Here is a 26,626-nt window from a genome sequence, read left to right as displayed (position 1 = left end):
CAGATTGCGCAGATCGCGCAAGTCGGGTGCGCACATCGCGCAATATGGGATCGGTCAGGTGGGTAGGATGCACGCATGGACAAGCCTCTGTCGGCCGCGCGGCGGCGCGAGCTGATCGTCGAACGCGCCTCCCGGACGGGCCTCGCGTCCGTCGAGGAGCTCGCCGGGCAGTTCGACATCTCCCCCTCGACGATCCGCCGCGACCTCGCCCGGCTCCACGCCGACGGGCGGCTCGCGCGGACCTACGGCGGCGCGATCCCCGCTGTGGCGCATCCGGAGTCGTCGCTGCGCGAGCGGCTCCAGGAGTCCACTAGGGAGAAGTCCGCGATCAGCGACCGGGCGGCCGCGCTCGTCGGCGACGGCGAGGTCGTGCTCCTCGACGGCGGCTCCACGGTGCTCCAGCTCGCGTACGCCGTCCACGACCGGAGCCCGCTCACGGTGGTCACCGCGGCGCTCCACATCATGCAGGCGCTCGCGTCGGCGCCGGGCGTCGTCGTCGAGTGCCTCGGCGGGCGGCTGCGCGAAATGAGCGACTCGATGGTCGGGCCGATCGCCGAGGCCGCGCTGGAGCGGATGACGTTCGACAAGGTGTTCCTCGGCGCCGACGGCGTCGACGCGGTCCGCGGCATCTGCGAGGCCGACCGCGAGCAGGCCCGCCTCAAGGAGCTCATGGTCCGCTCCAGCGAGGAGGTCGTGGTCCTCGCCGACGCGACGAAGCTCGGAGCGGCGCCGTTCCACGCGTGGACGCGCCTGGGCGCGGACTGGACGCTCGTCACCGACGCCGCCGCGACCGCGGAGCAGCTCGCCCCGTTCGAGGAGCGAGGCGTGCGGGTGATCGTCGCGCCCTAGACCGCCGCGGCGGCGATCGTGACGGTGTCGGAGAGGCGGTCGCGCGAGCGCATGAGGCCCTCGGGCCGCTCGGTGTAGCCGTCGATCCCCTCGATGCCGTGGGTCTGGTCGAACACGGTGACATCGCCGAGGTCGCCGTGGAGCGTCAGCGTGAAGCCCTCGGCGGGCACGTTGTAGCACCAGACGACGGCCGGGCCGCCGGGTTCGGCGGGCGCGGCGATCGGGACCTCCGCGGCGGTGCCGTCCGGGAGGGTCACATCAGCGCGGTCGGCACTGCCGGAGACGGTGAGCCACATGGTGTCCGCGCCGCGCGGCGAGGCCACGCGCAGCACGGCTCCGTCGGCGGTGCGGGACTCGTAGACGGCGGTCGGGGGTGCGAGGTCGATCGGCTCGGCCGGGCCGTAGCCCGTGGCCGCGGCGGTGTCGGTGTAGGCCGCGGGCAGGCCCGAGCCGTCGAGGCCGTCTTCGGTGACGTACCGGGCGGTCCACTCGGAGCGGTCGAGGTCGGTCGAGACCCACGCGGCCGCACCGGTGTCGGAATCGAACACATAGGACAGGTAGGCCTGGCGCGGATGCTCGGGGCCGAAGCGGTCCGCGGCGAGGCCGGCCCCGACGAGCGCCAGCGCGGTGACCGCGGCGGCGGCCGGGACGAAGCGGATGCGGATGCGGCACATGGCGAGCAGCGGCAGTGCGGGCGCGGCGAACAGGACGATGAGGACCGCGGGAACGGCGGCCAGCTCCATGCCGAACGCTTCGAAAAGGTTCGAGGTCCAGCTCAGCTGGACCGCGGCGGGGACGAGGAGGACCGCGAAGAGGCCGTAGCCGACGAGGCGGGCGCGGCGCGAGCGCGGCTGGAGGATCATGGCGGCAAGGACGCCGACCGCGGCCAGCGCGGGGATCGCGAACACGAACGACAGGCCGGGGATGAGGACCGCAGTGGCGGTGCCGAGGACGCCGAGCCAGGCGAGCGGCGCCAGCGTGGTCGCGGCCTCGCCGAGGCGGCGGCGCACGGCCGCGTACCAGGCGGTGAGGGCGGCGACGGCGAAGACGAGGATCGCCAGGTAGTAGCAGGTGCGGTTGAACAGGAGGCCGTACTGGTCGGCGTAGCCGGGGCGCAGGGCCTGGAGGGCGGGCCAGAGCGCGACCGCGGCGGCGCCCGAGACGGCGATCGGCAGGACGAAGGAGAGGAACGCGATCGCGAAGCGGGGCAGGCTGAGCGCGCGCCGGACGCGGGCGAGGACGATCGCCGCGGCGGCCGCGAGGAGGCCGATGAGGGCGATCGGCAGGTTCCAGGCGTCGCTGTAGTGGACGAACAGGCCGAGGAAGCCGAAGAAGGTCTCGTCGTGGCCGGTCTCCAGATCGGCGAGGTCCATTCCGGCGAGGGCGCGGGCGGTGCCGAGGAGGTTCTCGCCGTGGTGCTGGAGGCTGGCGGGGTCGAGATGGTCCGTGTCGTCGTGCGGGGTGTGGTACCAGGAGGCGCCGCCGATGAACGCGGAGTTGAGTCCGATGTAGCCCGCCTCGTGGAAGCGGGTGAAGTCGGTGTCGTTGGGGAGCTGGCGGTACGCCTCGATCGCGGAGGAGTCGCCGTGGGGGCTGGGGGCGTTCGCCGCGAACACGTCGATGAGCCCCGCGTTGTCCACTGAGGTCTCGAACATGAGGGAGGGCCCGGAGACGCCGCGCGCTTCGAGGTTGAAGACGACCGTGGGGGTCTCGCCCGCGGGGTGGGTGCGGGCGTAGGCCTCGGCGCCGAACAGCCCCATCTCCTCGCCGTCGGTGATGAGGACGACCACGTCGTTGCGGTGGGGCCCTTCGAGACTCAAGGCGCGGGCGGACTCGACGATCGCGGCGACCCCGGAGGCGGCGTCGGCCGCGCCGGGCCCGGAGGGCACGGAGTCGTAGTGGGAGGTGAGGAGCACCGTGCCGGTCGGGTCGGTGCCGGAGAGGGTGGCGACGATGTTGTCGACGACGCCGAAGCGCACGAGCGCGTCGCCGTCGACGGAGTCCCGGGCGAGTTCGGTCTGGATCTCGACGTCGAAGCCGAGAGCTTCGAGGTCGGCGGCGAGGAGGCCGCGCACGCGGTCGTGCTCGGCGGTGCCCATGGGGTGGGGCTCGACGGCCATCGCCTCGACGGTGGACCAGGCGCGGTCGGCGCTGAACTCGTCGGCGGGGGCGTCCGCAGCGGCGGGCGCGGGCGGCGTCTCGTCGATCGCCCAGTTGGCGATCCCGATGAGCGTCAAGGCGGTCAGGACGGCGAGGGCGGCCCAGGGCCGCGGGGGCAGGTGCAGGGCGGGGCCGCGCATACGGGGTCCTCTCAGCATATGGGCGCCCTCACCCTACCGCCCGGTAGACGGGCCCGCACGTCCCCGGCTCGGACGTGCGGGCCCGGCGCGGCGGGAAGTCGGTCTCCTGCCGCGGGTCGGGTCATCTGGTCGCGTCGATCTCGCCTTGGAGCTCGGCGATGAACGCGTCGGCGGCGTCCTCCGGCTTCGTCTCTCCGAAGTAGACCTCCTGGCCGTAGCGGGTGATGAGCGGGTTGACGGAGCTGCCGCCGTTGGGGGTCACCCGGATCGGGTCGCCGGTGACGACGGCCTCCAGGTAGTCCACGGCCATCCGCTCGCTCTCGTCCAGCTGCGGCCCCAGGTATTCGAGGATCTCGGTGTTCGCGGGGACGCCGCGCTCGGTGCCGAGGATGTCGGCGGCCTCGCGGCTGTTGACGAGGAAGTCCACGAGCAGCGAGGCCTCGGCGGGGTGCTCGGAGCCGGCCGAGACCGACCAGTACATCGCCGGCTTGATGAAGTTCGCGGGCGTGCCGTTCTGCGGCAGCTGGAGCAGCCGCATGTCGGCGCCGGAACCGCTGCGCAGGGCCGTGATCTGGGTGTTGTGGATGAGCCCGAACGCGGTCTTGCCGGTGGCGAGGCGCCCGCCCTCGACGCCCGCGCCGGTGTCCTCGACCATCTGCTGCGCGGTGTCGGCCGCGCCGGAGGCGATGAGCCCCGCGTAGTACTCCCACTGCTCCACCAGCAGGCCCGGGTCGAGCGAGACGTCCCCGTTCTCGGCGAACAGCTCGTTGCCGTGCTGGCGGGACCAGTAGCGGAGCGAGCCGACGTCGACGCCGCCGGTGATCGCGGTGCCGGTGATGTCGCCGCCGCCGCGCTGTGCGAGTTCGAGCGCGATGTCCGCGTAGTCGTCCCAGGTCCACGCCGTGTCGTCGGGGAGCTCCATCCCGTACTGCGCGAACAGGTCGGCGTTCACGGCGAACGCGAGCACGCCCGAGCCGATCGGCAGCGCGAACTGCGCGCCGTCGACCTGCCCGGTCGGCAGGAGCTCCGGGTCGATCTTCGACAGGTCGAGGAACTCCGCGGCCTCGTTGAGGTCCCAGAGCGCGCCCCGGTCCGAGTAGGAGTTGAAGTACTGCTCGTCCATCTGCACGACGTCGGCGGCGTCATTGGCGGCGAAGGTCGTCGCCAGGCCGTCCCAGTACGCGCCGAACTCCTTGTACTCGCCGCGGACGGTGATCCGCGGGTACTCCTTCTGGAAAGCCTCGATCGCCTCGTTCGTCTGCTGCGCCCGCAGATCCGAGCCCCACCAGGCGATCCGCAGCTCCACGGGCTCGTCGCTGAGGACCATCTCCCCGCCGCCGCCGATCCCGCACCCGGCGAGCAGCGGCGCCGGGGCGGCGCCGAGGAGTCCGGCCTTGCCGAGGGTGCGGCGGGTCAGTCGCGGTCGCATCTGGGCGTTCCCTTCTCGTCGCATCACTTGCCTCCGGTGGTCGCGATGCCGCGCAGCAGGTAGCGCTGGCCGAACAGGAACACCAGGAACACCGGCAGGAGCGAGACGACGCTCATCGCGAACGTCGCGCCCCAGTTGGTGCCGGCCTGCTGGTCCACGAAGGCGCGCAAGGCGAGCGGCACGGTGTGCATGTCGGGGTCGATGAGGTAGATGAGCTGGGAGAAGAAGTCGTTCCACGTCCAGATGAACGTGAAGATCGCCGTCGTGGCGAGCGCGGGCACCATGAGCGGCAGCACGATCCGCAGGTAGATGCGGGGGTGCCCGGCGCCGTCGATGCGGGCGGCCTCGTCGAGTTCGCGCGGGATGCCGCGGATGAACTGGACCATGAGGAACACGAAGAACGCGTCGGTGGCGAGGAACTTCGGGACGATGAGCGGCAGGAACGTGTTCACCCAGCCGAACTCGGAGAACAGCACGTACTGCGGGACGATGATGACGTGGATCGGGAGCATGATCGTCACGAGCATGATCGCAAACCACCAGCGGCGGCCGGTGAATTCGAGGCGCGCGAACGCGTACGCGGCCATCGAGCAGGCGATGAGGTTCCCGATGATGGCGCCGAGGACCACGATCCCGGAGTTGACCATGAAGTAGCCGAAGGGGTGCTCGAAGGCGTTCCATCCGGCCTCGTAGTTCGCGGTCTCCAGGTCGCTGAGGACGAGGCCTGGACTGCGGAAGATCTCGTCGTTGGGGCGCAAGGAGGAGACGACCATCCACAGCACCGGGTAGAGCATGACCACGGCGCAGAGGATGAGGACGAGGTGCTTGGCGAGCTTGCGGAGGGCGTCAGTCATCGTAGTGCACCCAGTACTTGGAGGCCCAGAAGTTGATCGCGGTGAACGCGGCGATGATGACCAGCAGCAGCCAGGCGAGCGCGGAGGCGTAGCCCATGTCGAAGTTGCCGAAGCCGCGCTGGTAGAGGTACAGCGAGAAGAACAGTGTGGAGTCGGTGGGTCCGCCGGTGCCGCCGGAGACGATGAACGCCTGCGTGAACGACTGGAACGCGTGGATGATCTGGAGCACCAGGTTGAAGAAGACGATCGGGGTGAGCAGCGGCAGGGTCACGGAAGTGAAGCGCCGCAAGGGGCTCGCGCCGTCGACGGCGGCGGCCTCGTAGTACATGACGGGGATCTGGCGGAGCCCGGCGAGGAAGATGACCATGGGGGAGCCGAAGGTCCACACGTTCAGGGTGATGAGCGTGGACAGGGCGGTCTCGGGGTCGGAGATCCACCCGCGGCCTTCGATGCCGAAGAGGGCGAGGCCCTCGTTGAACAGGCCGTCGGTGCCGAAGACGGTGCGCCACAGGACGGCGATGGCGACGCTCGCGCCGAGGAGCGAGGGCAGGTAGAAGACCGAGCGGTAGAACGCGAGGCCGCGGATGCCGCGGTCGAGGAGGACGGCGAGGCCGAGCGCCAGGGCGAGCTGGATCGGGACCGAGACGAGCACGTACGTGAAGGTGACGGCGAGGGAGCTGTGGAGGCGCTCGTCGGTGAGCATCCGCTCGAAGTTCGCGAGGCCGGTGAACTCGGGGGGCTGGAGGAGGTTGTACTTCGTGAAGCTGAGGTAGAGCGAGGCGGCCATGGGCCCGAGGGTGACGGCGAAGAGGCCGAGGAACCACGGGAGCAGGAACCAGAACGCGGCCTTGTTCTGCGGCTTGGATTTCGGTGCGGCGCCTTTGAGGTGGCGCAGTTCGGCGGCGGCCGTCATGTCGCGGCCCCGGGGGACGGGGGTCGTTGGACCGGCATCGACACTCCTTCGGATCGACGTTTAGTGATCGTTCACTACAGCGGTTGCGCCGAATCTAGTGAACGATCACTGCAAAGTCAATACGCGGCTTGCATCCTGGTATGCGGTTTCAGTGCGGGCGGGCGACGGCCGTGGACTCGCGCCAGATGACCTGGTTGAGCGGGAGTTCGGGCGGGTCGAGCTCGATCCCGGAGAGGGCCTTCACGAGGCGGATCATGGCGCGGCGGCCGAGCCCGGCGAGGTCGATGTGCACCGTGGTGAGGGAGGGCGGCAGGTAGCGGGCGACTTCCAGGTCGTCCCAGCCGGTCACGCTGAGGTCGCGCGGCACTTCGAGGCCGCGGTTCCTCGCGCCGCGGATGACGCCCGCGGCGATCCCGTCGCTGGCGGCGACCACCGCGGTGGGCAGGCGGCCCGCGGGCAGGGCGCGCATGGCCTCCACGCCGGACTCGGCGCTGTAGTCGCCGTCGAAGACGCCAACCGATTCGAGGCCGAAGCGCTCGACGGCGTCGAGGTAGGCGGCGCGGCGGGCGCGCGCCGAGGCGAACTCGGGGTCCCCCGCGACGTGATAGAGCCGCTTGTGGCCCAGGGCCGCAAGGCCTTCCACGATCTCGTAGACGGGCGCGGCGTCCGACAGCTCGCCGAGGCCGCGCATCCGGTCGTCGAAGTCGGCGGAGACGACGACGGCCGCGTCGGCGGGGAGGTCGGCCTCCACGGACGGCAGGATCGGGGCCAGTGCCAGGATGCCCTCGACCTGCCCGGAGTACGCGAGTTCGAGCAGCCGCGCCGAGCGCTCCTCGGCGCCGCCTTCGATGGCGACGACCTCGACGGTGAACCCGGCCTCGTGCGCGGCGACCGCGGCGCCGCTGATGAGCTTCGCCGGGTGGCTGTGCACCAGGTTCGGCATGAGCACGGCGATCCGCCCGGTGTGCTTGGTGCGCATGGACCTCGCGAGGAGGTTCGGCCGGTAGTCGAGCTCCCGTACCGCCGCGTCGATCCGCTCCAGCGTCGCGGGCTTCAGCCCCTCCCGGGAGCGCAGATACCGCGACACGGTCTGGTGCGACACCCCCGCGAGCCGCGCGACCTCCCGGATGGTCGGCCGCCTCCGGCCGGTGGAACGCTCCGTCATCCCCTCAGTATCCCTTCTCGATCGAAGGCAATACTGACACAAGGATGAACGTTCACTCAGAGCGCGGCGCCCCGCCGGTGTCGAGCGGGGCGCCGGGCTGCGGGATCAGCCGTCGGCGGAGACGTCGCCGCCTTCGCCGCACTGGTAGTGGATGCCGCTGCTGTCGGTCAGGCAGACTTCGAGTTCGACCTCCTGGCCGGCCTTGACGTTCGGGAACGGGTCCCAGACCAGGACGTCGCCCCAGGCGCCGTCGTCGTAGACGCGCACGCCCTGCGAGTCGCCGTCGAGCCAGGCCTCGACCCGGACGTCGTAGCCGTCGGCCCAGGTGTCGTCGATCTCGATGTAGTCGTCGTTGTCGCCGTGCCCGGGCTTGCCCGGGCCGTAGTCGACGAACGTCGCGTACCCGTTGTCGTTCAACGTGCTCACGGTGAAGCCGTCGTCCACCCCGCGCCCGTCCGGCTCGTCCCCCGCGCCTTCGGCCGCGGCGGCCGGCCCGGCCAGCGCTCCCGTCGCGATGACCGCGAACCCCGCGGCGAGCGCCGCCTTGGTGTGCCGTTGCATGGACCCTCCTTCGGTCGTCCTCCGACCCACCATGGGGGCTCGGGACGCCGCGATGGGCAATACACGAAAGGGCGTCATGTCGTATGTCCGACTGCCCTAGGCTGCGCTATTCGACCGGCTGGAGGACCGCGGTGAAGGCCACCGCGCCCTCCGGGAAGTTGTCCTCCGCGTAGGCCCACATTTCCGGGGTGACCAGGAGCGCGTCGACCAGGGCGACGCCGTGGGCCTCGTCGGCGACGCCGCCGAAGACGGTGGCCGGGAACCGCTCGCCCATGTCGTCGGCGATGGCCGTGAGCTCGGTGGCGGTGAGGTCCTCGGCGGGCTCGCCGATCTCGGGCTCAGCGGGCTGGTAGTCGGCGGGGTCGACCTCGCTGAGGAGGAGCGGGTCCTCGGTGAGCGTGAACTGCTTGCCGTCGAAGGTGCCGGTGACGACGAACGTGCCCCACCGGACCCCTTCGGCCTCTTCGTGTTCGACGGCGTCCCACTCCCAGCCGGCGACCGGGAGGCCCTCGCACTGGGGCGGGTAGGACTCGGCGACGAAGGCGCAGAGCCCGGCGCTGTCGCGCTCCTTCGGCTGGAGGACGGTGATGGCGCCCTGGTAGACGAGCGGGTCCGAAGCGGTGTCGGCGTCGCCCGCGTCGCCGCCGGTGGTGTCGCCCTGTCCGCACGCGGCCAGCGCGAAGACGGCCGCGAGCGGGGCGATCCGTTTCATATGTCCGTTCATAACCGGTATGACGCCGCGCGGGCGGGCGCGGTTCCCGATGGCGCCGATCCTTTAGGATGCGACGGCCGACAACCTCGTGCGGCAGCGGAATTCACAGTCTGGAGTGTTGAACCCCCTTGAACGACAACCCCGCAGCACAACCGCAGTACTACCCGACCGGCCCGCAGCCGACCCCGCAGGGCGGCCTGCTCCCGACCGGTCCCGACAAGCCCACCCCGGTGGGCCTCGCGCTCGCGGGCGCGGGCCTGCTCCTCCTCGCGGTCGGGTCGCTGATCCCGCAGATCTCCCTCGGCGGCAGCGACGCCGACGACGTCGGCGGGTTCGGCCTGGAGACGGCGGGCGTGAGCCTGCCCGGCCTGTCCCCCGCGCTCATCCTCGTCGTCCTCGTCGGCTGGGCCGCGGCGGGCGTCAAGCCCGGCCTCCAGTGGGCGGTGCGCCTCGGCGGCATCGGCCTCGCCGCGCTCACGGCCGCCGCGGCGCTCCACCCGGTGATCGAGCTGAACGGCGTCTTCGGCAGCGACGCATGGGAGGACGCCGACATCTCCGCGAACGCGGGCGGCGGCATCTGGCTGTTCATCCTCGCCGCCGTCCTCCTCGCCGTCAGCATCTTCCTGATGCGCTGGGCCCCGAGCCCGGCGGCCCCGCAGTACCCCCAGCAGCAGCCCTACCAGCAGGCCCCGCCGCAGCAGCCGGTCCCGCCGCAGCCGACGCAGCAGACCCAGCAGCAGCCGCAGCAGAGCGGCGGCTGGCCGGGCATGCCGCAGCAGTAGTTCAGAGGAACGCCTTCAGGCGGGCCGCGATGCCCTCGGCGTCGAGGCCGTGGAGGCGCTCGTGGTCGTCGGCCGTGCCGTAGCGTCGCAGCTCGGCGCGGCCGACGCCCACGGAGAGCAGCCGGTGCGGCCGGTCCGCGAGGGCCGCGGAGGCGACCGCGGCGGAAGTCCCTTCGAGGTAGGGCTCCACGAGGACGACGGTGTTCCCGGTGCGGGAGGCCAGGTCGCGCAGGCCCTCGGTGTCGAGCGGGCGCGGCGTGTTCGTGTAGGCGACCGTGACGTCGAGGCCCTCGGCGGCCGAAAGCATGTTGTCGAGGAGCGGGCCGACCGCGATCACCGTGGCCTGCGCGCCTTCGCGGAGTACGCGCAGGTTGCCGTCGGCCCCGGCGTGCGCGGAGGCGTTGTGGCGCAGTGAGAGTCGCAGGTAGGCGCCTTCAGGGCCGTCGACGGCGCGGTCGAGGAGCGCCGGGACCTCGTCGGCGTGGCCGGGGACGAGGACGCGCCAGCCGGGGAGCGTGTCGAACAGGGCCACGTCGCGGGGGCTGAAGTGGGTGTAGCTGCCTTCGGCCCAGTCGTAGGAGGCGCCCACGGAGACGAGGACGCCGCTGGTCCCCTGGTGCTCGAAGTCGAGCTTCACCTGCTCGAAGGCGCGCTCGATGAGGAACGGCGCGTAGGTGTGCGCGATCGGGCGCAGCCCGGCGAGGGCGAGGCCCCCGGCGGCGCCCACGAGGAGCTGCTCGCGGATGCCGACGTTGACGACGCGGTCGGGGTGGGCCGCCGCGGCCTCCGTGAACAGGTCGGTGGAGATGTCGGCGAGGACGACGGCGACGCGGGGGTCGCGGGCGACGAGCGCGCTGGCATGCGCGCCGAACGCCTCGCGCATGGTGCGGTCCTGGACGTCGGAGTCCAGCGGGTGCGAACGGAACATGGCGGTCCTCCAGGTGGCTCAGGCGTGGGGGGTGGTGGCGCTGACGGCGACGGTGACGCGCGGGCCGTCGGGGTGGGGCTCGGTCAAGGACGCGTAGAGCGCGTCGTGGTCGGCCGAGTCGACGGTGGACCCCGTCCAGCCGTTGACGGTGAAGCGCGATTCGATGCCGCCGGGCCAGCCGTGGGACGCCGAGCCGTTGTCGGCGGCGATCACGTGGAGGTTCGGCAGGCCCGTGGCGCCCGCGTACGCGATGGCCTCGTGGTTGGAGCCCTCGTCGAGTTCGGCGTCGCCGACCAGGACGTACACCTGCGAGTCGTACCCCTTGGCGCGCAGGCCGAGTGCGAGGCCCACGCCGAGCGGCAGGCCGTGCCCGAGGGACCCGGCGGAGATCTCCGCGCCGGGCACGAGCGTCGCGTCGGGGTGCGAGCCCAGGCGCGAGTCGACGTCGGCGATCGAGTCGAGCCACTCCTCCGGGAAGAACCCCTTCGCGGCGAGCACCGCGTAGTAGGCGCTGGGGCCGTGGCCCTTCGACAGCAGGAACCGGTCGCGGGCCGGGTCGTCGGGCCGCCGCGGGTCGATGCGCAGGACCCGGTCGTACAGGACCCAGATCGGGTCGAGCGTGTAGGTCTTGACGACCGGGTAGCGGATATCGGTGACGGAGCGGCGCGCGAGCGCCAGGGCGTCCTCGTAGGTGGCGGTCATAGCGGACATCATGTAACTTCAAGTCGACTTGAAGTAAAGCGGTTAGTGAGCGGGGACACATGACGGAGCACGATCCGCACGCGGTGCTGACGATCGGGGACTTCGCCGCGCGCGCCGGGGTCGCGACCTCGGCGGTGCGGTACTACGAGTCGCTGGGCCTGGTCGCCTCGGTCCGCACCGGCGGCAACCAGCGCCGCTACCGGAGGGCCGAGCTGCGGCGCGTCGCGTTCGTGCGCGCCGCCCAGTCCATCGGCCTCTCGCTGGAGGAGGTCAAGGACGCGCTCGACCGGCTGCCCGGCAGGCGCGTCCCCGACCGGGCGGACTGGCTGCGGCTCTCCGCCGAATGGCGGCGGCGGCTGGACGAGGAGATCAAGCGGCTCCAGGCGCTCAAGGAGGACATCGACGGCTGCGTCGGCTGCGGCTGCCTCTCACTCGACAAGTGCGCGGTCTACAACCTCCGCGACCGCCACGCCGCCGACGGCCCCGGGCCGCAGCGCGGCTTCAAGACCGCGGAGGGAACGCGGCCCCGGTGAGCCGTTCGGAGGTCTCCCAGATGCGCGCGGCCTCGGCCTCGCTGCGCAGCGTCGGGTAGAGGCGCTGCGGCGCGGGCGGGCCGCCGAGGTGCCCGGGTCCGCTGGGGCCGTACAGGACGCCGGGTTCGCCGGTGGCCGCGGTCAGGGCCGGGAGCTGCGCGGTGGCGACCGTGCCGAGGAGGATGCCGCGGGCCGAGAGCCAGCGGATGAGGCGCACCGCGGGCGTGTCAGTGTCGCGGCCGAGTTCGGGCCGGGCGGCGAGGAGGCTCGTGGGGGCGACGCCGGGATGCGAGAGGTTGCTGCTGATCCCCCAGCCCGCGGCGCGGCTGCGGCGGTCGAGTTCGAGGCCGAACAGGCCGAACGCGATCTTCGACTGACTGTAGGCGCGCTGGCCGTGGTAGCCGCGCTCCCAGTTGAGGTCGTCCCAGTTGATGCGGCCGCTGCGGGCGGCGATGCTGATCTGGGAGGTGACGCGGGCGCGTCCGGCGCGCAGCAGCGGCAGCAGGCGGGCGGTGAGCGCGAAGTGCCCGAGGTGGTTGGTGCCGAACTGGAGCTCGAAGCCGTCGGCGGTGGCCTGGCGCTCGGGCGGGGTCATGACGCCCGCGTTGTTGACGAGCAGGTGGACCGGGCGGCCGTCGGCGATGAGCGCGTCGGCGAGGGCGGCGACGGAGTCGAGGGACGACAGGTCGAGCTCCTGGAGCTCGACGTCGGCACCGGGGACGGCGCGGCGGATGCGCTCGGCGGCGCGTTCGCCTTTGGCGCGGTTGCGCACGGGCATGACGACCTGGGCCCCGGCGGCGGCGAGGCGTTCGGCGATGCCGAGGCCCATGCCGTCGCTGGCGCCGGTGACGACGGCCCGGCGGCCGGTCAGGTCGGGGACGGTGATGTCGATGTGTCGTGGCATAAGGCGGCTCCTCGCTGGTCAGACAACCACAATGCGACGGATCGCGGGCCCGATCCAGGGCCCGCCGATCCGAGGCTGCGAGGGGCGCGGCTGTGGAAGGGGGGATCGGCGGGCCGTGGTTCGGCGCCGCCGGGGGCGGTATACAGGTCGTGACGAGGGAGGCGCATTGATCGACCGCACGGGACTGGCCGGGTTCCTCCGGTCGCGCCGCGAGGCGCTGCAACCGGAGGACGTGGGGCTGCCGCGGGGCGCGCGGCGCCGGACCGCGGGGCTGCGCCGCGAGGAGGTCGCGGCGCTGTGCCACATGTCGGTGGACTACTACTCGCGGCTCGAACGCGAGCGGGGCCCGCAGCCGTCGGAGCAGATGCTCGCCGCGATCGCGCAGGGCCTGCACCTCTCCCTGATCGAGCGCGACCACCTGTTCCGCCTCGCGGGCCACCGGCCGCCGGTCGCGGGGGCGGGCGCCGAGCACCTGAGCCCCGGGCTGCTGCGCATCTTCGACCGGCTCGGGGACACGCCCGCCGAGATCGTCACCGAGCTGGGCGAGACGCTGCGGCAGACCGCGCTCGGCGCCGCGCTCACCGGGGACGCCTCCCGGTACACCGGACCCGAACGGAGCCTTGGCTTCAGGTGGTTCACCGTGCCGGGGGCGCGGGACCGGTACGCGCCGCGGGAGCACGCGTTCCTCGGCCGCCTGTTCGCGTCGGGGCTGCGCGAGATCGCCGCGCTGCGCGGCCCGGGATCGCGGGCCGCGCAGCTCGCCGGGCTGCTCCTCGACCGCAGCGAGGAGTTCCGCCGCCTGTGGGCCGGCCACGAGGTGGGCGTGCGCCCGGACGAGGTCAAGCACTTCGTCCACCCGGAGGTCGGCGAGATGGAGCTGCACTGCCAGCGCCTCGTCGACCCCGACAGCACGCATTCGCTCCTGGTGTACACGGCCGTGCCCGGCAGCGAGAGCCACGAGCGGCTGCGTCTGCTCGCGGCCGTCGCGCCGCCGGTGTGAGTCAGGCCTTCCGTGTGACCATCGCGTCCCATTCGCGGTCGGGCAGGGACCGGTTGAGGTCCAGGAGCCGCCGGGCGCGTTCGGGCGGCTACCAGCCGGTGTGCGCCACGATCTCGGCGGCGATGTCGGTGACGGTGCGGTCGTCGGTGGGCACGCGGCGGACCCATGCGGGGGCGTTCGCTTCGAGGTAGGCGGCGGCGCGGGCGCTGCGCTCCACGTGCGCGTCGTAGGCGCCGCCGATCTCGCGGCCGCGCAACCGGTCCGCGGCGGTCGCGTCCGCGGCGGTGAGGAGGACCCCGATGGGCGTGACGGTCCCGCCCATCGCCTCGGCGAGCATCGCGGACTCGGTGACGGCCACGGTGTTGCAGTAGACCAGGCGGCGGCAGCCGAGGGCGGCGTAGTTGCCCCACACGGCCGCGAGGTTCCGCGCGGTGATCGCGGACCGGTCGGGGTCGTCCGCGGGCGCGGGGTGGATCTGGTCGAGGAAGTCGCCTTCGATGTGGGCGTGGGCGACCGCGCGCTCCTGGAGCAGCGCGGAGACCTCCCATGCGACGGTGCTCTTGCCGGACCCGGAGCGGCCGCCGATGAGGAGGAGTTCGGATGGTGTTGTCATGCGGCGATTCTGGCAGGACCCAGGCGGTGGCTCGACCGTTTTATGGTGGAGCCCCCGCCCAAGTGAAGGAGCCCCCCAATGGCAGTCATCGTGACCCTGGTCCTCGTCGGGTTCGCCCTGGTGGTGATCGTCGCCGTCGCCGGCCGCGGCAAGTCCCGCGGCGGCTCCGGCTCGTACACGTACACGGACACCTCCGGCTACACCTGGAGCTCCGACAGCGGCAGCAGTTCCTCCTCCTCCGACTGCGGCCCGGGCGACTCCGGCGGCGGGGGCGGGGACTCCGGCGGCGGCGGGGGCTGCGACTAGCCGCGGTGCCGGCCCGCGACCTGCTCGCGTGAGCGGCGCGTACGTGCGAAGAAACGACTGAATTGTCCCTTATGCTCGGTGGACTGCCCGTCCCACGAGCCCAAGGATTCCTGCACGATGACGACGTTCCTCAAGATCGCGGGCGCGGCGGCGGCCGCGTCCGCCGCCATGGCGTTCCTGGCGCCGCCCGCTCCCGCCGCCGCGCAGGAGACCGGGTGCTCCTACGGGAGCGGCGGCGACAACGCCTCCACGATCTGCTGGATCGACATGGGCGGCTTCGACATGGCGACCGCGATGAGCGCCGCGGGCCAGCCGATGACGATCGAGCTCAACGCCGATTACACGATGTCGTTCACGTTCAAGTACACCGCGGGCGCGAACGGCTACCGCGTCATCAAGGCAGTCCCGTTCCCCACGTACAGCAAGGCTCCGATCGGGAACACCGCCTACACCGGGACCTCCGGGTCGCCCGCGCTGTACCAGCAGGTCGACGCCGGGACCGGCGCCAGCGGCGACCTCGGGACCCTCACCATCGAGGACCTCGCGGTCACCGGACCCTCCGGCCGGGCCCTCGGCGGGTACGGCATCGTCATGGCCGACGCCGAGACCACCAACCGCGGCGAGGGCCTCACGTTCGCCTCCGACGAGACCATCGACCAGCTCGGCGTGGCCGACATGCCGGGGGCCGAACCCGCGTGCGGCGGGGAGCTCTCCGGGCTCGGGACGACGTCGGTGACGTGCCGCGGCAACACCGCGGGCGGCCTGGCCGTGCAGGAGATCCTGCTCTACGCCGACTCGCCGACGACCGCGTCGATCGGGTTCCTCGACCGGACCGCGAACGCCGTCCAGGGCGTAGCGTTCGGGCTCCTCACCGCGAAAGTGGCGCTCACCAAGGAGATCGAGGACCGCACCTCGGCGAGCGACTCGTTCGCGCTGTCGATCACCGACGCCGACGGCAACAGCATCGGCGAGGCGTCCACCGGGGACGCCGACACGGCGGCCATCGACCCGGTCACCGTGGTCGCGAACCGCGCCGGCCGCGAGTACACGTTCGGCGAGACCGCCGAGAACGCCACCGACCTCGCCTCGTACACGCAGGACTGGTCGTGCACGAACAACGGCGCGGCCGACCCCGGCCTGCCGTCCGGGAGCGGCACGGAGCAGACCGTCGCCGTCAACGTCGGCGACGACATCGCCTGCACCGTCACGAACACCGGCACGCCGCCGGTCGAGCCGAGCGGCGGCCCGAGCGAGCCCGGGGCTCCGGGCGGAGGCGAGGACGGCGACGACGGCGCGCTCCCCGAGACCGGCAGCTCCCCCGTCAGGATCGGCATCCTCGCGGCGGCGGTCGTCGCCGTCGGCACCGCGGGCCTCCTCATGGCCCGCCGCGCGCGCCGCACCACCTGGTAGCGGCGGAGAGGGGCTCTCGCGCGGCGCTGGCCCGGGTAGCTACTCCTGGAGGTAGTCCTGAGCGGCGTCGAGGTGGGCCTGCATCTCCTCCTGCCAGGCGGTCATGTCGGCCTCGATCGGCGCGAAGGCGTCCACGAGCATGGCGGCCCAGCCTTCTTCGACGGCCTGCCGCAGGCCGGTCTCCTGGCCGCAGGCGGCGAAGTCGACCGCCATGGCGCGCTCCAGGTCGAGGACGCCCGCGAAGTCGGCGGGCGCGTCGTCGGGGAGGTCGGGGACCTCGATGCCCTCCTCGTCGCCGTACTCCTCGAAGTAGGCGGGGTCGTACATGCCGCCGAAGTACTGCCACAGCGGCGGGTACAGGTCGTCGCCGAGCTCCCAGCCCTCGTGGCCGGATTCGGCGAGGCACGCGTCGAAGTCGGCGATCTCGCCGTCGAGGCGGGCGCTCAGTTCGCCGGTGTCCTCGAAGTCCTCGACGGTGGAGGCGGGACTGGGGCGGTGGGTGGCCGGGTAGGACTCGCCGTCGGATTCGATCATGTAGGGCTCGCCGTAGATCGTCTCGACCATCGCCAGCCAGCAGCCGCCGGGCGGCGCGGTCGTGTCGGGTTCGGGGCCTTTGAGGTCGCTCGTGATCGCGGGCGCGCCGGTGTAGGCCTTGATCCAGTCCGCTTGGTACGCATCGGACTCGGCGTCCCATTCGCTCGTGTCGGGCGGGCCGGTCGGGAGGTCGGGGAGGTTGAAGGCGATGCGGGCCTCGGGGGTGAGCAGCTCCGCGGCGGCGTCTTCGTCCACATAGGTGAACTCGGTCCAGACTCCGAAGCCCCACTGCTCCGCGGCCTCGGGGGTCGGCACGGCGCGCACGGGCGCGTCGGTGAGGTAGCCCGCGGCGCCGTACGTGCCGAAGGCCGACTCCTGGAAGTACGGCGGGTAGTGGACGGTGAAGCCCTCGTCCTCCATGCAGCGCTTGGCGACCCGCTGCTCGATGTCGGTGAGCTCGTCGGTGGTGGCGCGGCTGTCGTTGACGATCTGGTACAGCCGCTCGGCCTCCGCGATCGCGCCGGGTCCGGGGGCGGTGCCGCCGGGGTCCTCGGCCGCGCTCCCGCTGGAGCAGGAGGCGAGGAGGGCGGCGGCCGCTGCGGCGGCGGCCGGGAACCGGAGACGGGTGGGTGCTGGCACTGGGGGTCCTCTCGGTGGATGGGTGCTCGTCGCCGTTGATACGGGCGCGGACCCGCCGCGGGGTTGCCTAGCCCAGTGCGTCGACGGCCGCGGCGATGAGGCGCGCGGGGAGGGCCGCGGGCGCGGCGGGGCCGGGTTCCCAGGTGCAGGCGATGTTCAGGCCCGCGACGCGACCGGTGCCGGTGATGGTGCGGAGCGCTTGCAGGACAAGGGCTTCGTCGGGTCCGTCCGGGGCCGGGTAGCGGGCGCCGGGCATGGCCTCGGGGTCGAGGGTGTCGAGGTCGAGGTTGACGAGCAGCGGGCCCTCGGGGAGGTCGGCGGCGGTGAGGCCGTCGAGCGGGCGGTGGCGGATCGCGGTCGCCGCGATGTGGTCGGCCTCGGGCGGGTCGAGGTCGCGGCCGTCGAGGAGGAGGGTCCGGTCCTCGCCGACCGGCCGCAGCCGCAGGGGCTCGGCGAACAGGTCGGGGCGGTAGCCGTGGAGGAACCGCAGGGCCATGCCGCCGACGTAGCCGGACGCCGTCGTCTCCAGGGTCTGGAGGTCGCCGTGGGCGTCGATCCACACGACGGCCGGGTCGGTCCCGGCGCGCTGGAGGCCCGCGGCCAGGCCGATCGAGAGCGTGCAGTCGCCGGTGACCGCGAGGACGGGGCCGTCCGCTGCGGCGGCGGCCGCGTCGTCGGCGAACCGGTCGTGGAGCCGGACCAGGCGGGTCCACATGTCGGCGTCGGGGAGGTCGGCGGCGGTCTCGCGCACGTCGGCGCCCTCAGGCAGCGCCAGGCGCAGGTCCGGGAGGTGCTCGTCCAGATGGTAAGGCGCGTAAAGGATCGGCATCAGCCGATCGTATCGGGTCAGCGGCGGGCCGGGAGCGGGCCGACGTGGTGGCCGTCTGCGTAGAGGCGGCGCGTGCGGGCGGCGTCGATGCTGCCGCGCTTCAGGGTCCCGTCGGCGTATCCGCCGCCCGCGACGACGCCGATGATCAAGAGCGGCAGCAGGAGTGTGCGGACGAGCATCGCCCACGGGCCCTTCGCGCCGATGCGGCCGCCGTCGCTGAGGCGCACCAGGCGCGTGCCGGTGAGGACCGCGCCGAGGGCGCGGCCGTTCGTATAGCAGAGGCCGTAGACCAGCGGGACGAGCACCGGGAGCGCCAGGACGGCCACGGTGGCGAGGTCCTCGTCCACTGCGAACAGCGGCGAGAGGGCGCCCATGCCGACCACGATGAGGACGAGGAACACGGTGAAGTCGACGAGCCAGGCGAAGAACATCGCCCAGCCGCCCGCCTCCACATAGCGCGTGCCGTCGGCGAACGCCTTGATCTTCTGTGCTGCCATGGTGGGGAACCCTATCGATCGTCGGCGGGCGGAGTGCGGCCCCCGCCGGGGCGGGGGCCGCGAGGGGAGGAGCGGGTCAGCCCTGAGGGACGTCGTCCACGGCGATGTCGAACTCGAACTGCTCGCCTTCGATGCTCGTGACGGTGATGGTCACTTCGTACTCGGCGCCGTCGACGGGGTCGATGAGGTCGCAGTAGGTCATGCGGTCCAGGTAGATCGTGATGTTCACGTCGCCGCAGTCGATCTCGGGCCGGTAGCCGAGCTGCGCCTCCAGCGCGTCCTCGGACGCCTCGGCGAGGCGCGACGCCTCGATCGCGAGGCTTTGCGCGCCGTCGGCGGGCGGCGCGGAGCTCTCCTCCTGCGACGGCTGCTGGTCAGCCGCGGACGACTCGGCGCTCGTCGGCTCCTCGCTGGGCTCCACGTCGCCTATCTCGAAGGAGCAGGCGGCGAGGCCGAGCAGCAGGGCGGCGGCGGGCAGGAGGGCGAGGGTACGGCGGGGCACGGTAGGGCCTTTCGTCGGCTGACGGGCAAGCGCCCGAGGTCGTGCCAATGCTGCCCCGGGAGCGGGCCCGTTTCGAGGCGGAAGACCGGCGGGAAACCGGCGGGATCGGGCCCCGGTCTTGACGGGTCCCAGGTTTCGGGACTCGGCCGGGACTCGGCCGGGACTCAGCCGGGCTTAACGAGCGTGTACCAGACCTCGGGGCGGCCGACGCTCCCGTAGTGCGGGTGGCGGCGCGCGAGGCCGTTGTCCGCCAGGTACTCCAGGTACCGGCGGGCGGTCACGCGGGCGATGCCGACGGCGGTCGCGATGGCCGCCGCGGACAGGCCCTCGGCGGCGCCGCCGAGGGCCTCGTTGATCGCGTCGAGCGTGGTCCCGCTGAGCCCCTTGGGAAGCGGGCCCGGACCAGAGGTGCGCAGCTCCCCCAGCATCCGGTCGACGTCGGTCTGCCCGCCGACCTCCCCGGGCCGGGCGACCTGCGCCCGCCACGCCGCATAGCCCTCCAGCTTGCCTTTCAGGGTGGCGAACGCGAACGGCTTGAGCAGGTACTGCATGACGCCGGAGGAGACCGCGGCCCGGACCTCCGAGAGGTCCCGCGCGGAGGTCACGGCGATGACGTCGACCGGCGAGGCCGCGGCGCGCAGGGCGTTGCAGACGGCGAGGCCGTGCGTGTCGGGCAGGTAGAAGTCGAGCAGCACCAGGTCCACCGCGTGCTTGGAGCAGAAGCGGAGGGCGTCGCCGCCCGAGTGGACCACCCCGGCCACCGTGAACCCGGCGACGCGCTCGACGTACTGCCGGTGGGCGTCGGCGGCCACCGGGTCGTCCTCGACGACGAGTACGCGGATCATCGCACCGACGATAGCGGCACGCGCACGGTGAAGACGGCGCCCTCGTCGTTCGCGACCTCGATCGCACCGCCCAGGCGCCGCACCGCCTGCCCGACCAGCGCCAGGCCCAGACCCCTGCCGGTCTCGCCCTTGGTGGACCAGCCGCGCCGGAAGATGTCGGCCCCGTCCGCGATCCCGGCCCCGGAGTCGGCGACGCGCACGAACAGCTCCCCCGCGTCGGTCCGGATCGTCACGGCGACCTTCGGCGCCCGCTCGGCCGCGCCCTCGACGGCCGCGTCCAGGGCGTTGTCGATGAGGTTCCCGAGGATCGTGATGAGGTCGCGGGCGTCGACCTCGCCGTCCGTCTCCTGCATCGCGGTGTCCGCGGTCAGCTCCAGGTCGACGCCGCGTTCGCTGGCCTCGCTGAGCTTCCCGAGGAGCAGCGCCGCGAGCACCGGCTCCGACACCGCGCCCACGACCCGGTCGGTGAGCTGCTGCGCGACCTCCAGCTCCGCGGTCGCCAGCGCCACGGCCCGGTCGGTGCGGCCGAGCTCGATGAGGGAGATGACGGCGTGGAGGCGGTTGGCGGACTCGTGGGCCTGGGAGCGGAGGGACTCGGCGAAGCCGCGGACGGTGTCGAGTTCGCCGGTGAGGTTCTGGAGCTCGGTGTGGTCGCGGAGGGTCACGGCGTTGCCCATGCGGCGGTCGCCGGAGCGCACGGGCACGGTGTTGACGAGCAGGAGCCGGGTGTCGGTGAGGTGGAGTTCGTCGCTGCGCGGCTCGGGCGAGGTGAACGTGGCGGCGAGGTCGGCGGCGAGGCCAAGGTCGGCGACGGGGGTGCCGCGGGGGCTGTCGGGGAGGCCGAGGAGGTCGCGGGCGGCGCTGTTGCACAAGGCGATGCGGCCGTCGCGGCCGACGAGGACGAGTCCTTCGCGCACCGAGTGGAGGATCGCCTGGTAGTACTCGAACATGTCGCGCAGTTCGCCGGGGGCGACGCCGCGGGTCTGGCGGGACAGGCGCGTGGAGATGAAGGAGGAGCCGGTGACGCCGACGGCGAGGACGCCCGCGGCGACGGCGGCGAGCGGGAGGAGCCGCTCGTTGAGTTCGGCGGAGATGGCCTCGACGGTGATGCCGACGGCGACGAGCGCGACGACGTCGCCGTCCTCGCCGAAGACGGGGACGACGGCGCGCACGGAGGGGCCGAGGGTGCCCGCGTAGGTCTCGGTGAAGGGCCGTCCTTCAAGGGCCGGTTCGGTGCTGCCGATGAAGTGGCGGCCGATCTGGGCGGGGTCGGGGTGGGTGAAGCGGACGCCGTCGCGGTCCATGATCGTGATGAAGTCGACCTCGGTGTCGGCGCGCACGCGCTCGGTGAACGGCTGGAGGTCGCGGCTGGGGAGCGAGGTGGCGAGGGCGTCGGTGACGGCGGGCGAGTCGGCAACGGTGGAGGCGACGGCGAGGACCTTGTCGCGGGCGTTGGCGTCGACGGCTCTTTGCGCGTCGGCGTAGGCGAGTGCGGTGCCGACGCCGACGAGGACGCCCACGAGGACGAGTTGCAGCGCGAGGAGCTGCCGGGCCAGGGTCCACCTTTTGGTCACGAACAATGAGAGCACACGCGGTTAACGCGACCGAAATGAACAGAATCGTGACTTGCTTCACAAGCACTCGGATACTTCGGTGGTCAACCCTTCCCTGTTGAGGAGCCGAAGATGTCTTCCCCACCGCCCCCGAAGCGCCGCGACCGCACCCACTTCCTGTACCTCGCCGTCATCGTCGCCGTCGTCCTCGGCGTCGCCGTCGGCTTCGCGTTCCCCGAGTTCGCCAAGCAGCTCAAGCCGCTGGGCACCGGGTTCGTCGCCCTCATCAAGATGATGATCGTGCCGATCATCTTCTGCACGATCGTGCTCGGGATCGGCTCGGTCGCCAAGGCCGCGAAGGTCGGCCGGGTCGGGCTCATCGCGCTCGGCTACTTCCTGCTGATGTCGACGTTCGCGCTGGCGATCGGCCTGGTCGTGGGCAACCTGCTGCACCCGGGCGAGGGCATGCACCTCGACCCGACCGCGGCGGCCACGGCGCAGGAGCAGGCCGCGGAGGCCGGCGGCCACGGCACCGTGGACTTCCTGCTGGGGATCATCCCCGAGAGCATGGCGTCGGCGTTCACGTCGGGCTCGGTGCTCCAGGCGCTGCTGGTGGCGCTGCTCGCCGGGTTCGCCCTCCAGAAGATGGGGCCCGCGGGCGAGCCGCTGCTGCGCGGCATCGGGCACCTCCAGAAGCTCGTGTTCCGGATCCTCGCGATGATCATGTGGGCGGCGCCGGTGGGCGCGTTCGGCGCGATCGCGGCGGTGGTCGGCGAGACCGGCTGGGCCGCTTTGAAGGGCCTCGCGGTCATCATGCTCGGGTTCTACGCGACGTGCCTGCTGTTCGTGGTGTGCGTGCTCGGGTCGGTGCTGTGGCTGGCGGCCCGGGTGAACCTGTTCCAGCTGCTGCGGTACCTGGGCCGGGAGTTCCTGCTCATCGTCTCCACCTCGTCGTCGGAGTCGGCGCTGCCGCGGCTCATCGCGAAGATGGAGCACCTCGGGGTGAGCAAGCCGGTCGTGGGCATCACGGTCCCGACCGGGTACTCGTTCAACCTGGACGGCACCGCGATCTACCTGACGATGGCGACGCTGTTCATCGCCACTGCGCAAGGGGACTCGCTGAGCATCGGCGAGCAGATCTCCCTGCTGGTGTTCATGATCATCGCCTCGAAGGGCGCGGCGGGCGTCTCCGGCGCGGGGATCGCGACCCTCGCCGGGGGCCTCCAGTCGCACCGGCCGGAGCTGGTCGACGGCGTCGGGTTCATCCTCGGCATCGACCGGTTCATGTCGGAGGCGCGGGCGCTCACCAACTTCGCGGGCAACGCGGTGGCGACGGTCCTCATCGGCACGTGGACGAAGGAGTTCGACCGCGACCAGGCGGACCGGGTGTTCGCGGGCCGCGACCCGTTCAACGAGGCGACCCTCGTGGACGACCATGCGGCTCCGGAGATTCCGGAGCAGCCCAGGGACAAGCAGCTGCAACCCGTCTAGTCCCCCATGATCGCGAACGGGCCGCTCTACTTGCCGGATGGGCGGCCCGTTCGTTCCTCACCAGGACGAGTAGAGGCGGTGCTGCGCGGCGGCGACCGCCTCGGCGACGTCGGCGGCGAGGCCGTGGCGGCCGCCTTCGCCGAACAGGCCGGCGCGCATGAACACGAAGTCGCGCACGCGGCCGTACCGGTCCACTGTGGCGCGGCTGAGTCCGGTGGCGGAGTAGGCCTCCCAGCGGGAGGTGTCCCCGCCGCCCTTGCCGGAGCCGATGCGCGGGACGGCGTCGTGCCAGCGGACCTCCTGGGCGCGGGCCCAGCGCCGCTTCTCGGCGGCGACCCAGGCGCGGATGAGGCTCGCGGCGATCGTCCTGCCGCCCAGGCGCTCCACGCCGCGGTGGAGCGCGAGGTCCTGGAGCGTGCCGTCGAGGCCCACGGCCACCGAGACGGCCTGGTCGGCGTCGGTGCCGGTGAACTCCCAGGTGCTGAAGTGCTCCTCAGCGCCGCTGGAGACGCCGCGGATGCGGCTCTTGGACGCCACCATCCGCTCGGCGTTGGCGCGGAAGCCCGGGTGCTGCTTGGCGATCTCGCGGATGATGAGGTGCTGCGCGGTGAGGACCTGGCGCGGCGCCAGGCCCTTGCCGGTCAGGGCGGTCGAGCGGAGGACGCGCTTGACGCCGCCGCTGTAATGCGGATGCCGGGCCGCGATCTGCTCGATGAAGTCCTCCAGCGCGTCGCTCTCGACGGTGACATGGTCGAACGTGCCGTCTTCGACCGCGTCGCCGAAGTGGTGGGCGAGCGCGGTCGCGTACACGCGGCGCACGATGTCGCCGTAAGCGAGGCGGTCGCGGTCGTCCAGGTCCCGGTAGGCGGTGCGGGCGTCGCGGTCGCCGGTCCGGATGTAGGTGACGAGCGCTCCGGTTCCGGGCAAGGGTCGGGGCATGGGGGTCCTTCTGAGCGGTCGCCGGAGGCGACGGTGTGCGGGGAGTGTGCTCGGTCCTGCCAAGGCGCGCAAGCGGGGTCATCGTACAGAGGCCCCGCTCGCGCGCGCCGGCCCCGGGCTCACACCGCGAGGGGCCGCTCCACTTCGAGGCGGTCGTGGTCGATGAGCCAGCGCACGGCCTCCAGGATCGCCTCGTCGGGCTGGTACGCGGGCGCGTAGTCGATGAGGGTGCGGGCCTTCTCGATGCTGAGGACGTGGTTGCGGGACAGGTGCTCCCAGCTCGCGTCGGCGTGCTCGGCCTTGGTGCCCGCGCGGAACTCGTCCCAGGTGACGGTCTCCAGGTCGGCGTCCTGGCCGAACCAGGAGGCGGCGGCCTCGGCGAGGCCGCGCACGTTCATCGCGGTGGGGGCGACCATGTGGAAGTCCTCGCCCGACGCGGCCTCGGGGCGCTCGACGGCGTTCGCGAAGCCCTGGGCCACGTCGTCGGCGTGCACGTGGTGCATGTGCTCGGCGCCGATCCCGGGGATGCGGAGAGTGCGCCCCGCCGAGAGGGTGCGCCACACCTCGGGGTCGAGGTTGCCGAGCGGGCCGATGGGGTGCCAGCCGGGGCCGACGATGTGGCCGGGGTGGAGCGCGGTGGTGGCGAGGCCCCCGGATGCGGTCTCGGTCTTGAGCATCCGCGCGATGAGGTCCTTCTGGATCCCGTACTCGCCGAACGGCGGCGTGCCCTCGCCTTCGCGGATCGGCGAGCGGTGGCTGACGCCGTAGCGCCAGACGGTGCCGCAGTGGAGCAGGTGGCCGGTCTCGCCGCGCAGGCGCTCGACGAGCGCTGTCGCGGAGTCGAGCGTGAAGCACACGAGGTCCACGACGGCGTCGGGCCGCAGCGCGGCGACGGTGTCGCCGAAGACGCCGTCGGCGTCCTGCTGCTCGCGGTCGGCAGTCACCTGCTCGACCTGGGCCCACTCGGGCGCGTCCGCGTAGGCGGCGCGCTTGCCGCGGCTGATGTTGACGACCTCGTGGCCCGCGCGCACGAGCCGCGGCACCAGGTAGGTGCCGATGTGCCCGCTGCCGCCGATGACGACGATCTTCATGGTGTCCCTCCCCCTTCGGGCCCGCCCGGGCCCGGCGCTCCGATGCTATCCAGCGCCGGTCCCGGTGCGGTCCGACAGGTCAGTCGGCGGCGACGCGGACGACGAGTTTGCCGAAGGTGTGGCGGCGCTGGAAGTCGATGATCGCCTGGGGCCCTTGGTCGAGCGTGTAGCGGCGGCCGACGGGTGCCGCGAGGAGACCTTTGGCGGCGTCGGCGGCGACCTCGGCCATGCCGCCGAGGCGGCCGTCCATGTCGAGGACGAAGTGCAGGTCGACGTCGTCGCGGCCGAGCTGCTCGGGCTGCGTGACGGGGTAGGTGATGGTGACGAGGCGCCCGCCGGGGCGCAGGGTCGCCGCGAGCCCTTCCAGTTGGTCGCCGGGGAGGACGAGGTTGTAGACGGCGTCGACGCCGGTCGGGTGGTCGGCGGGGTCGTAGCCGATCACGTCGGTCGCGCCGAGGGCGCGCACGAGGTCGGCGTCTTCGGTTGTGGCCGTGGCGATCACGGTGGCCTCGGCGGCGAGGAGCGGGAGGAGCGCGGTCCCGACGCCGCCGGTGGCGCCGACGACGAGGACGGTCTCGCCGGGCTTCGCCGGAGTGGTCGCGGTGACCGCGCGGGCGGTGAGGCCCACGGTGGGGAGCGCGGCGGCGGCCTCGGCGTCGAGCCCGGCCGGGCGGTGCGCGATGAACGTCGTGTCGGCTTCGAAGACGGCGTACTCGGCGAACGCGCCGGTGCCGACCGAGGGCCGCTCGACGCCGCCGAGGACGCGGATCGCGCGCGGGACGGCGTGGCCGAAGACCTCGTCGCCGACGCGGAAGGCGGCGACGCCGGGCCCGGTCTCGGTGACCGTGCCAGCGAAGTCGTTGCCGGGCACGTGCGGGAATTCGAGCGGGAAGTCCTCGCGGAACGCCCCGGCGACGAGCACGGTGTCGGCGGGGTTGACCGAGGCGGCGGCGATGCGCACCTGGATCTGACCGGGGCCGGGGCGGGGCACGGGGATCTCGGCGACGGTGTAGGTCTCGGGCGGGCCGTAGTCGTTCGCGACGACTGCCTTCATGGTTCCTCCAGTAAACGGACCGTGCGGTCATGTTCTGTCGCGCCGAACGCTAGCACTAAACGGACCGTGCGGTCAACTTGCTATGCTCGGGACATGACCCGCCTCCCGCGCGCCGACGCCGTCCGCAACCGGCGCCTCCTCCTGGCCGCGGCCGCCGACGAGTTCGCCGAGCACGGCCTCGGCGCGTCCGTCGCCGACATCGCCCGCCGCGCGGGCGTCGGCAAGGGCACCGTCTTCCGGCACTTCGCCGCCAAGGACGACCTCATCGCCGCGATCCTCGTCGACCGCATGGGGGACCTGAGCGAGCGGGGCGAACAGCTCCTCGGCGCAGAGGACGCCGGGGACGCGCTGTACGAGTTCCTCACGGCCGCAGCCGAGCAGCGCCGCGAGCGCGACCTGTCGTTCCTCGCCGAGGCGAGCGAGTCGATGCCCGAGGTCGCCGGCGCCCGCGACCGGCTCCTGAAGGCGATCGACGCGCTCGTCGCCCGCGCCGCGGAGCAGGGAGCGGTCCGGTCCGACATCACGAGCACCGACGTGCTCCTGCTCATGTGCGCGCCGGTCTACGTCGCCGAAGCCGTCCCCGGCGCCGCCCCCGACCTGTGGCGCCGCTACCTCGCGATCATCTTCGACGGCCTGCGTCCCGAAGCGGCCCATCCCCTTCCGGCCGACGCACCGCGCCTCTGAGTTTGCC

The 26,626-nt window shown here is 72.5% G+C and carries 28 protein-coding genes; 8 read left to right on the top strand and 20 right to left on the bottom strand.

The window, feature by feature from the left end:
* Positions 1–75 precede the first annotated feature (75 nt).
* Positions 76–849 (top strand): DeoR/GlpR family DNA-binding transcription regulator, encoded by a 774-nt coding sequence (locus WA640_RS11345; protein ID WP_335987754.1) that lies wholly within the window; start codon positions 76–78, stop codon positions 847–849.
* Here WA640_RS11345 and WA640_RS11340 read toward each other — a convergent pair.
* The 7 genes from WA640_RS11340 to WA640_RS11310 all read right to left on the bottom strand — a co-directional run bounded on the left by WA640_RS11340 (position 846) and on the right by WA640_RS11310 (position 8,783).
* Positions 846–3,149, bottom strand: coding sequence for a M28 family peptidase (locus WA640_RS11340; protein ID WP_335987753.1), 2,304 nt, complete (start codon positions 3,147–3,149; stop codon positions 846–848). The genes WA640_RS11345 and WA640_RS11340 overlap by 4 nt on opposite strands.
* A gap of 121 nt (positions 3,150–3,270) precedes the next feature.
* On the bottom strand, positions 3,271–4,578 hold the full coding sequence (locus tag WA640_RS11335; protein WP_335987752.1) for an ABC transporter substrate-binding protein: 1,308 nt from the start codon (positions 4,576–4,578) through the stop codon (positions 3,271–3,273).
* A gap of 23 nt (positions 4,579–4,601) precedes the next feature.
* Positions 4,602–5,432 (bottom strand): carbohydrate ABC transporter permease, encoded by an 831-nt coding sequence (locus WA640_RS11330; protein WP_335987751.1) that lies wholly within the window; start codon positions 5,430–5,432, stop codon positions 4,602–4,604.
* Positions 5,425–6,345 (bottom strand): carbohydrate ABC transporter permease, encoded by a 921-nt coding sequence (locus WA640_RS11325; RefSeq protein ID WP_335987750.1) that lies wholly within the window; start codon positions 6,343–6,345, stop codon positions 5,425–5,427. Before WA640_RS11325 ends, WA640_RS11330 begins: the two co-directional genes overlap by 8 nt.
* Before the next feature lie 148 nt (positions 6,346–6,493).
* Complete coding sequence (locus WA640_RS11320; RefSeq protein ID WP_335987749.1) at positions 6,494–7,510, bottom strand: LacI family DNA-binding transcriptional regulator; 1,017 nt, start codon at positions 7,508–7,510, stop codon at positions 6,494–6,496.
* A 105-nt stretch (positions 7,511–7,615) separates the two neighbouring features.
* Complete coding sequence (locus WA640_RS11315; RefSeq protein ID WP_335987748.1) at positions 7,616–8,071, bottom strand: hypothetical protein; 456 nt, start codon at positions 8,069–8,071, stop codon at positions 7,616–7,618.
* 106 nt (positions 8,072–8,177) lie between these two features.
* Complete coding sequence (locus tag WA640_RS11310; RefSeq protein WP_335987747.1) at positions 8,178–8,783, bottom strand: hypothetical protein; 606 nt, start codon at positions 8,781–8,783, stop codon at positions 8,178–8,180.
* A 128-nt stretch (positions 8,784–8,911) separates the two neighbouring features.
* Between WA640_RS11310 and WA640_RS11305 the strand changes: the two genes are divergently transcribed.
* Positions 8,912–9,565: a hypothetical protein gene (locus tag WA640_RS11305; RefSeq protein WP_335987746.1), complete on the top strand. Its 654-nt coding sequence runs from the start codon at positions 8,912–8,914 to the stop codon at positions 9,563–9,565.
* 1 nt (position 9,566) lies between these two features.
* Here the strand turns inward: WA640_RS11305 and WA640_RS11300 are convergent, their stop codons facing one another.
* Positions 9,567–10,448 carry a transketolase family protein gene (locus tag WA640_RS11300; protein ID WP_442904747.1) on the bottom strand — a complete coding sequence of 294 codons (882 nt, stop codon included), beginning with the start codon at positions 10,446–10,448 and terminating at the stop codon, positions 9,567–9,569.
* Between the two features lie 63 nt (positions 10,449–10,511).
* A complete protein-coding gene (locus tag WA640_RS11295; RefSeq protein WP_442904732.1) occupies positions 10,512–11,204 on the bottom strand; it encodes a transketolase in 693 nt (230 codons plus the stop codon).
* A gap of 50 nt (positions 11,205–11,254) precedes the next feature.
* Here WA640_RS11295 and soxR point away from each other — a divergent pair, with 50 nt between their 5' ends.
* Positions 11,255–11,728: a redox-sensitive transcriptional activator SoxR gene (soxR, locus tag WA640_RS11290; protein ID WP_335987743.1), complete on the top strand. Its 474-nt coding sequence runs from the start codon at positions 11,255–11,257 to the stop codon at positions 11,726–11,728.
* Here the strand turns inward: soxR and WA640_RS11285 are convergent.
* A complete protein-coding gene (locus WA640_RS11285) occupies positions 11,697–12,632 on the bottom strand; it encodes an SDR family oxidoreductase (RefSeq protein WP_335987742.1) in 936 nt (311 codons plus the stop codon). The two genes, soxR and WA640_RS11285, sit on opposite strands and share 32 nt — an antisense overlap.
* A 166-nt stretch (positions 12,633–12,798) precedes the next feature.
* Here WA640_RS11285 and WA640_RS11280 point away from each other — a divergent pair, with 166 nt between their 5' ends.
* A complete protein-coding gene (locus WA640_RS11280; protein WP_335987741.1) occupies positions 12,799–13,632 on the top strand; it encodes a helix-turn-helix transcriptional regulator in 834 nt (277 codons plus the stop codon).
* A gap of 88 nt (positions 13,633–13,720) precedes the next feature.
* On the opposite strand, the gene WA640_RS11275 is transcribed toward WA640_RS11280, so the two are convergent.
* Positions 13,721–14,245 (bottom strand): hypothetical protein, encoded by a 525-nt coding sequence (locus WA640_RS11275; RefSeq protein WP_335987740.1) that lies wholly within the window; start codon positions 14,243–14,245, stop codon positions 13,721–13,723.
* Between the two features lie 78 nt (positions 14,246–14,323).
* On the opposite strand from WA640_RS11275, the gene WA640_RS11270 reads away from it, so the two are divergent.
* Entirely contained in the window at positions 14,324–14,551 is a 228-nt protein-coding gene (locus tag WA640_RS11270) for a hypothetical protein (RefSeq protein ID WP_335987739.1), read from the top strand.
* Positions 14,552–14,668: 117 nt separating this feature from the next.
* On the top strand, positions 14,669–15,961 hold the full coding sequence (locus WA640_RS11265; RefSeq protein WP_335987738.1) for a CshA/CshB family fibrillar adhesin-related protein: 1,293 nt from the start codon (positions 14,669–14,671) through the stop codon (positions 15,959–15,961).
* Positions 15,962–16,000: 39 nt separating this feature from the next.
* Here WA640_RS11265 and WA640_RS11260 read toward each other — a convergent pair whose 3' ends face one another.
* From WA640_RS11260 to WA640_RS11235, 6 genes are all read right to left on the bottom strand, one after another.
* Positions 16,001–17,134, bottom strand: a complete 1,134-nt coding sequence (locus WA640_RS11260; protein WP_335987737.1) for a hypothetical protein — start codon at positions 17,132–17,134, stop codon at positions 16,001–16,003.
* Between the two features lie 67 nt (positions 17,135–17,201).
* Positions 17,202–17,963, bottom strand: a complete 762-nt coding sequence (locus WA640_RS11255; protein WP_335987736.1) for an arginase family protein — start codon at positions 17,961–17,963, stop codon at positions 17,202–17,204.
* Between the two features lie 17 nt (positions 17,964–17,980).
* The gene (locus WA640_RS11250) at positions 17,981–18,460 is read right to left on the bottom strand and encodes an RDD family protein (RefSeq protein ID WP_335987735.1); all 480 of its coding nucleotides are present in this window, start codon (positions 18,458–18,460) and stop codon (positions 17,981–17,983) included.
* Between the two features lie 76 nt (positions 18,461–18,536).
* On the bottom strand, positions 18,537–18,962 hold the full coding sequence (locus WA640_RS11245; RefSeq protein ID WP_335987734.1) for a hypothetical protein: 426 nt from the start codon (positions 18,960–18,962) through the stop codon (positions 18,537–18,539).
* Between the two features lie 164 nt (positions 18,963–19,126).
* Entirely contained in the window at positions 19,127–19,807 is a 681-nt protein-coding gene (locus WA640_RS11240; RefSeq protein ID WP_335987733.1) for a response regulator, read from the bottom strand.
* Positions 19,804–21,381 carry a sensor histidine kinase gene (locus WA640_RS11235; protein ID WP_335987732.1) on the bottom strand — a complete coding sequence of 526 codons (1,578 nt, stop codon included), beginning with the start codon at positions 21,379–21,381 and terminating at the stop codon, positions 19,804–19,806. Before WA640_RS11235 ends, WA640_RS11240 begins: the two co-directional genes overlap by 4 nt.
* Before the next feature lie 111 nt (positions 21,382–21,492).
* On the opposite strand from WA640_RS11235, the gene WA640_RS11230 reads away from it, so the two are divergent.
* Complete coding sequence (locus tag WA640_RS11230; protein ID WP_335987731.1) at positions 21,493–22,851, top strand: cation:dicarboxylate symporter family transporter; 1,359 nt, start codon at positions 21,493–21,495, stop codon at positions 22,849–22,851.
* Between the two features lie 57 nt (positions 22,852–22,908).
* On the opposite strand, the gene WA640_RS11225 is transcribed toward WA640_RS11230, so the two are convergent.
* The 3 genes from WA640_RS11225 to WA640_RS11215 all read right to left on the bottom strand — a co-directional run bounded on the left by WA640_RS11225 (position 22,909) and on the right by WA640_RS11215 (position 25,935).
* Positions 22,909–23,790 (bottom strand): hypothetical protein, encoded by an 882-nt coding sequence (locus WA640_RS11225; protein ID WP_335987730.1) that lies wholly within the window; start codon positions 23,788–23,790, stop codon positions 22,909–22,911.
* A 119-nt stretch (positions 23,791–23,909) separates the two neighbouring features.
* Entirely contained in the window at positions 23,910–24,881 is a 972-nt protein-coding gene (locus WA640_RS11220; RefSeq protein ID WP_335987729.1) for an NAD-dependent epimerase/dehydratase family protein, read from the bottom strand.
* Positions 24,882–24,960: 79 nt separating this feature from the next.
* The gene (locus WA640_RS11215; protein ID WP_335987728.1) at positions 24,961–25,935 is read right to left on the bottom strand and encodes an NADP-dependent oxidoreductase; all 975 of its coding nucleotides are present in this window, start codon (positions 25,933–25,935) and stop codon (positions 24,961–24,963) included.
* 93 nt (positions 25,936–26,028) lie between these two features.
* On the opposite strand from WA640_RS11215, the gene WA640_RS11210 reads away from it, so the two are divergent.
* The gene (locus WA640_RS11210) at positions 26,029–26,619 is read left to right on the top strand and encodes a TetR/AcrR family transcriptional regulator (protein ID WP_335987727.1); all 591 of its coding nucleotides are present in this window, start codon (positions 26,029–26,031) and stop codon (positions 26,617–26,619) included.
* Positions 26,620–26,626 lie beyond the last annotated feature (7 nt).

Origin of the sequence: Glycomyces sp. MUSA5-2 (assembly GCF_037034145.1) — a bacterium.
Lineage (GTDB): Bacteria > Actinomycetota > Actinomycetes > Mycobacteriales > Micromonosporaceae > Glycomyces > Glycomyces artemisiae.
The sequence above is the reverse complement of the archived record's forward strand: the minus strand, read 5'-3'. Positions and strand labels throughout refer to the sequence as shown.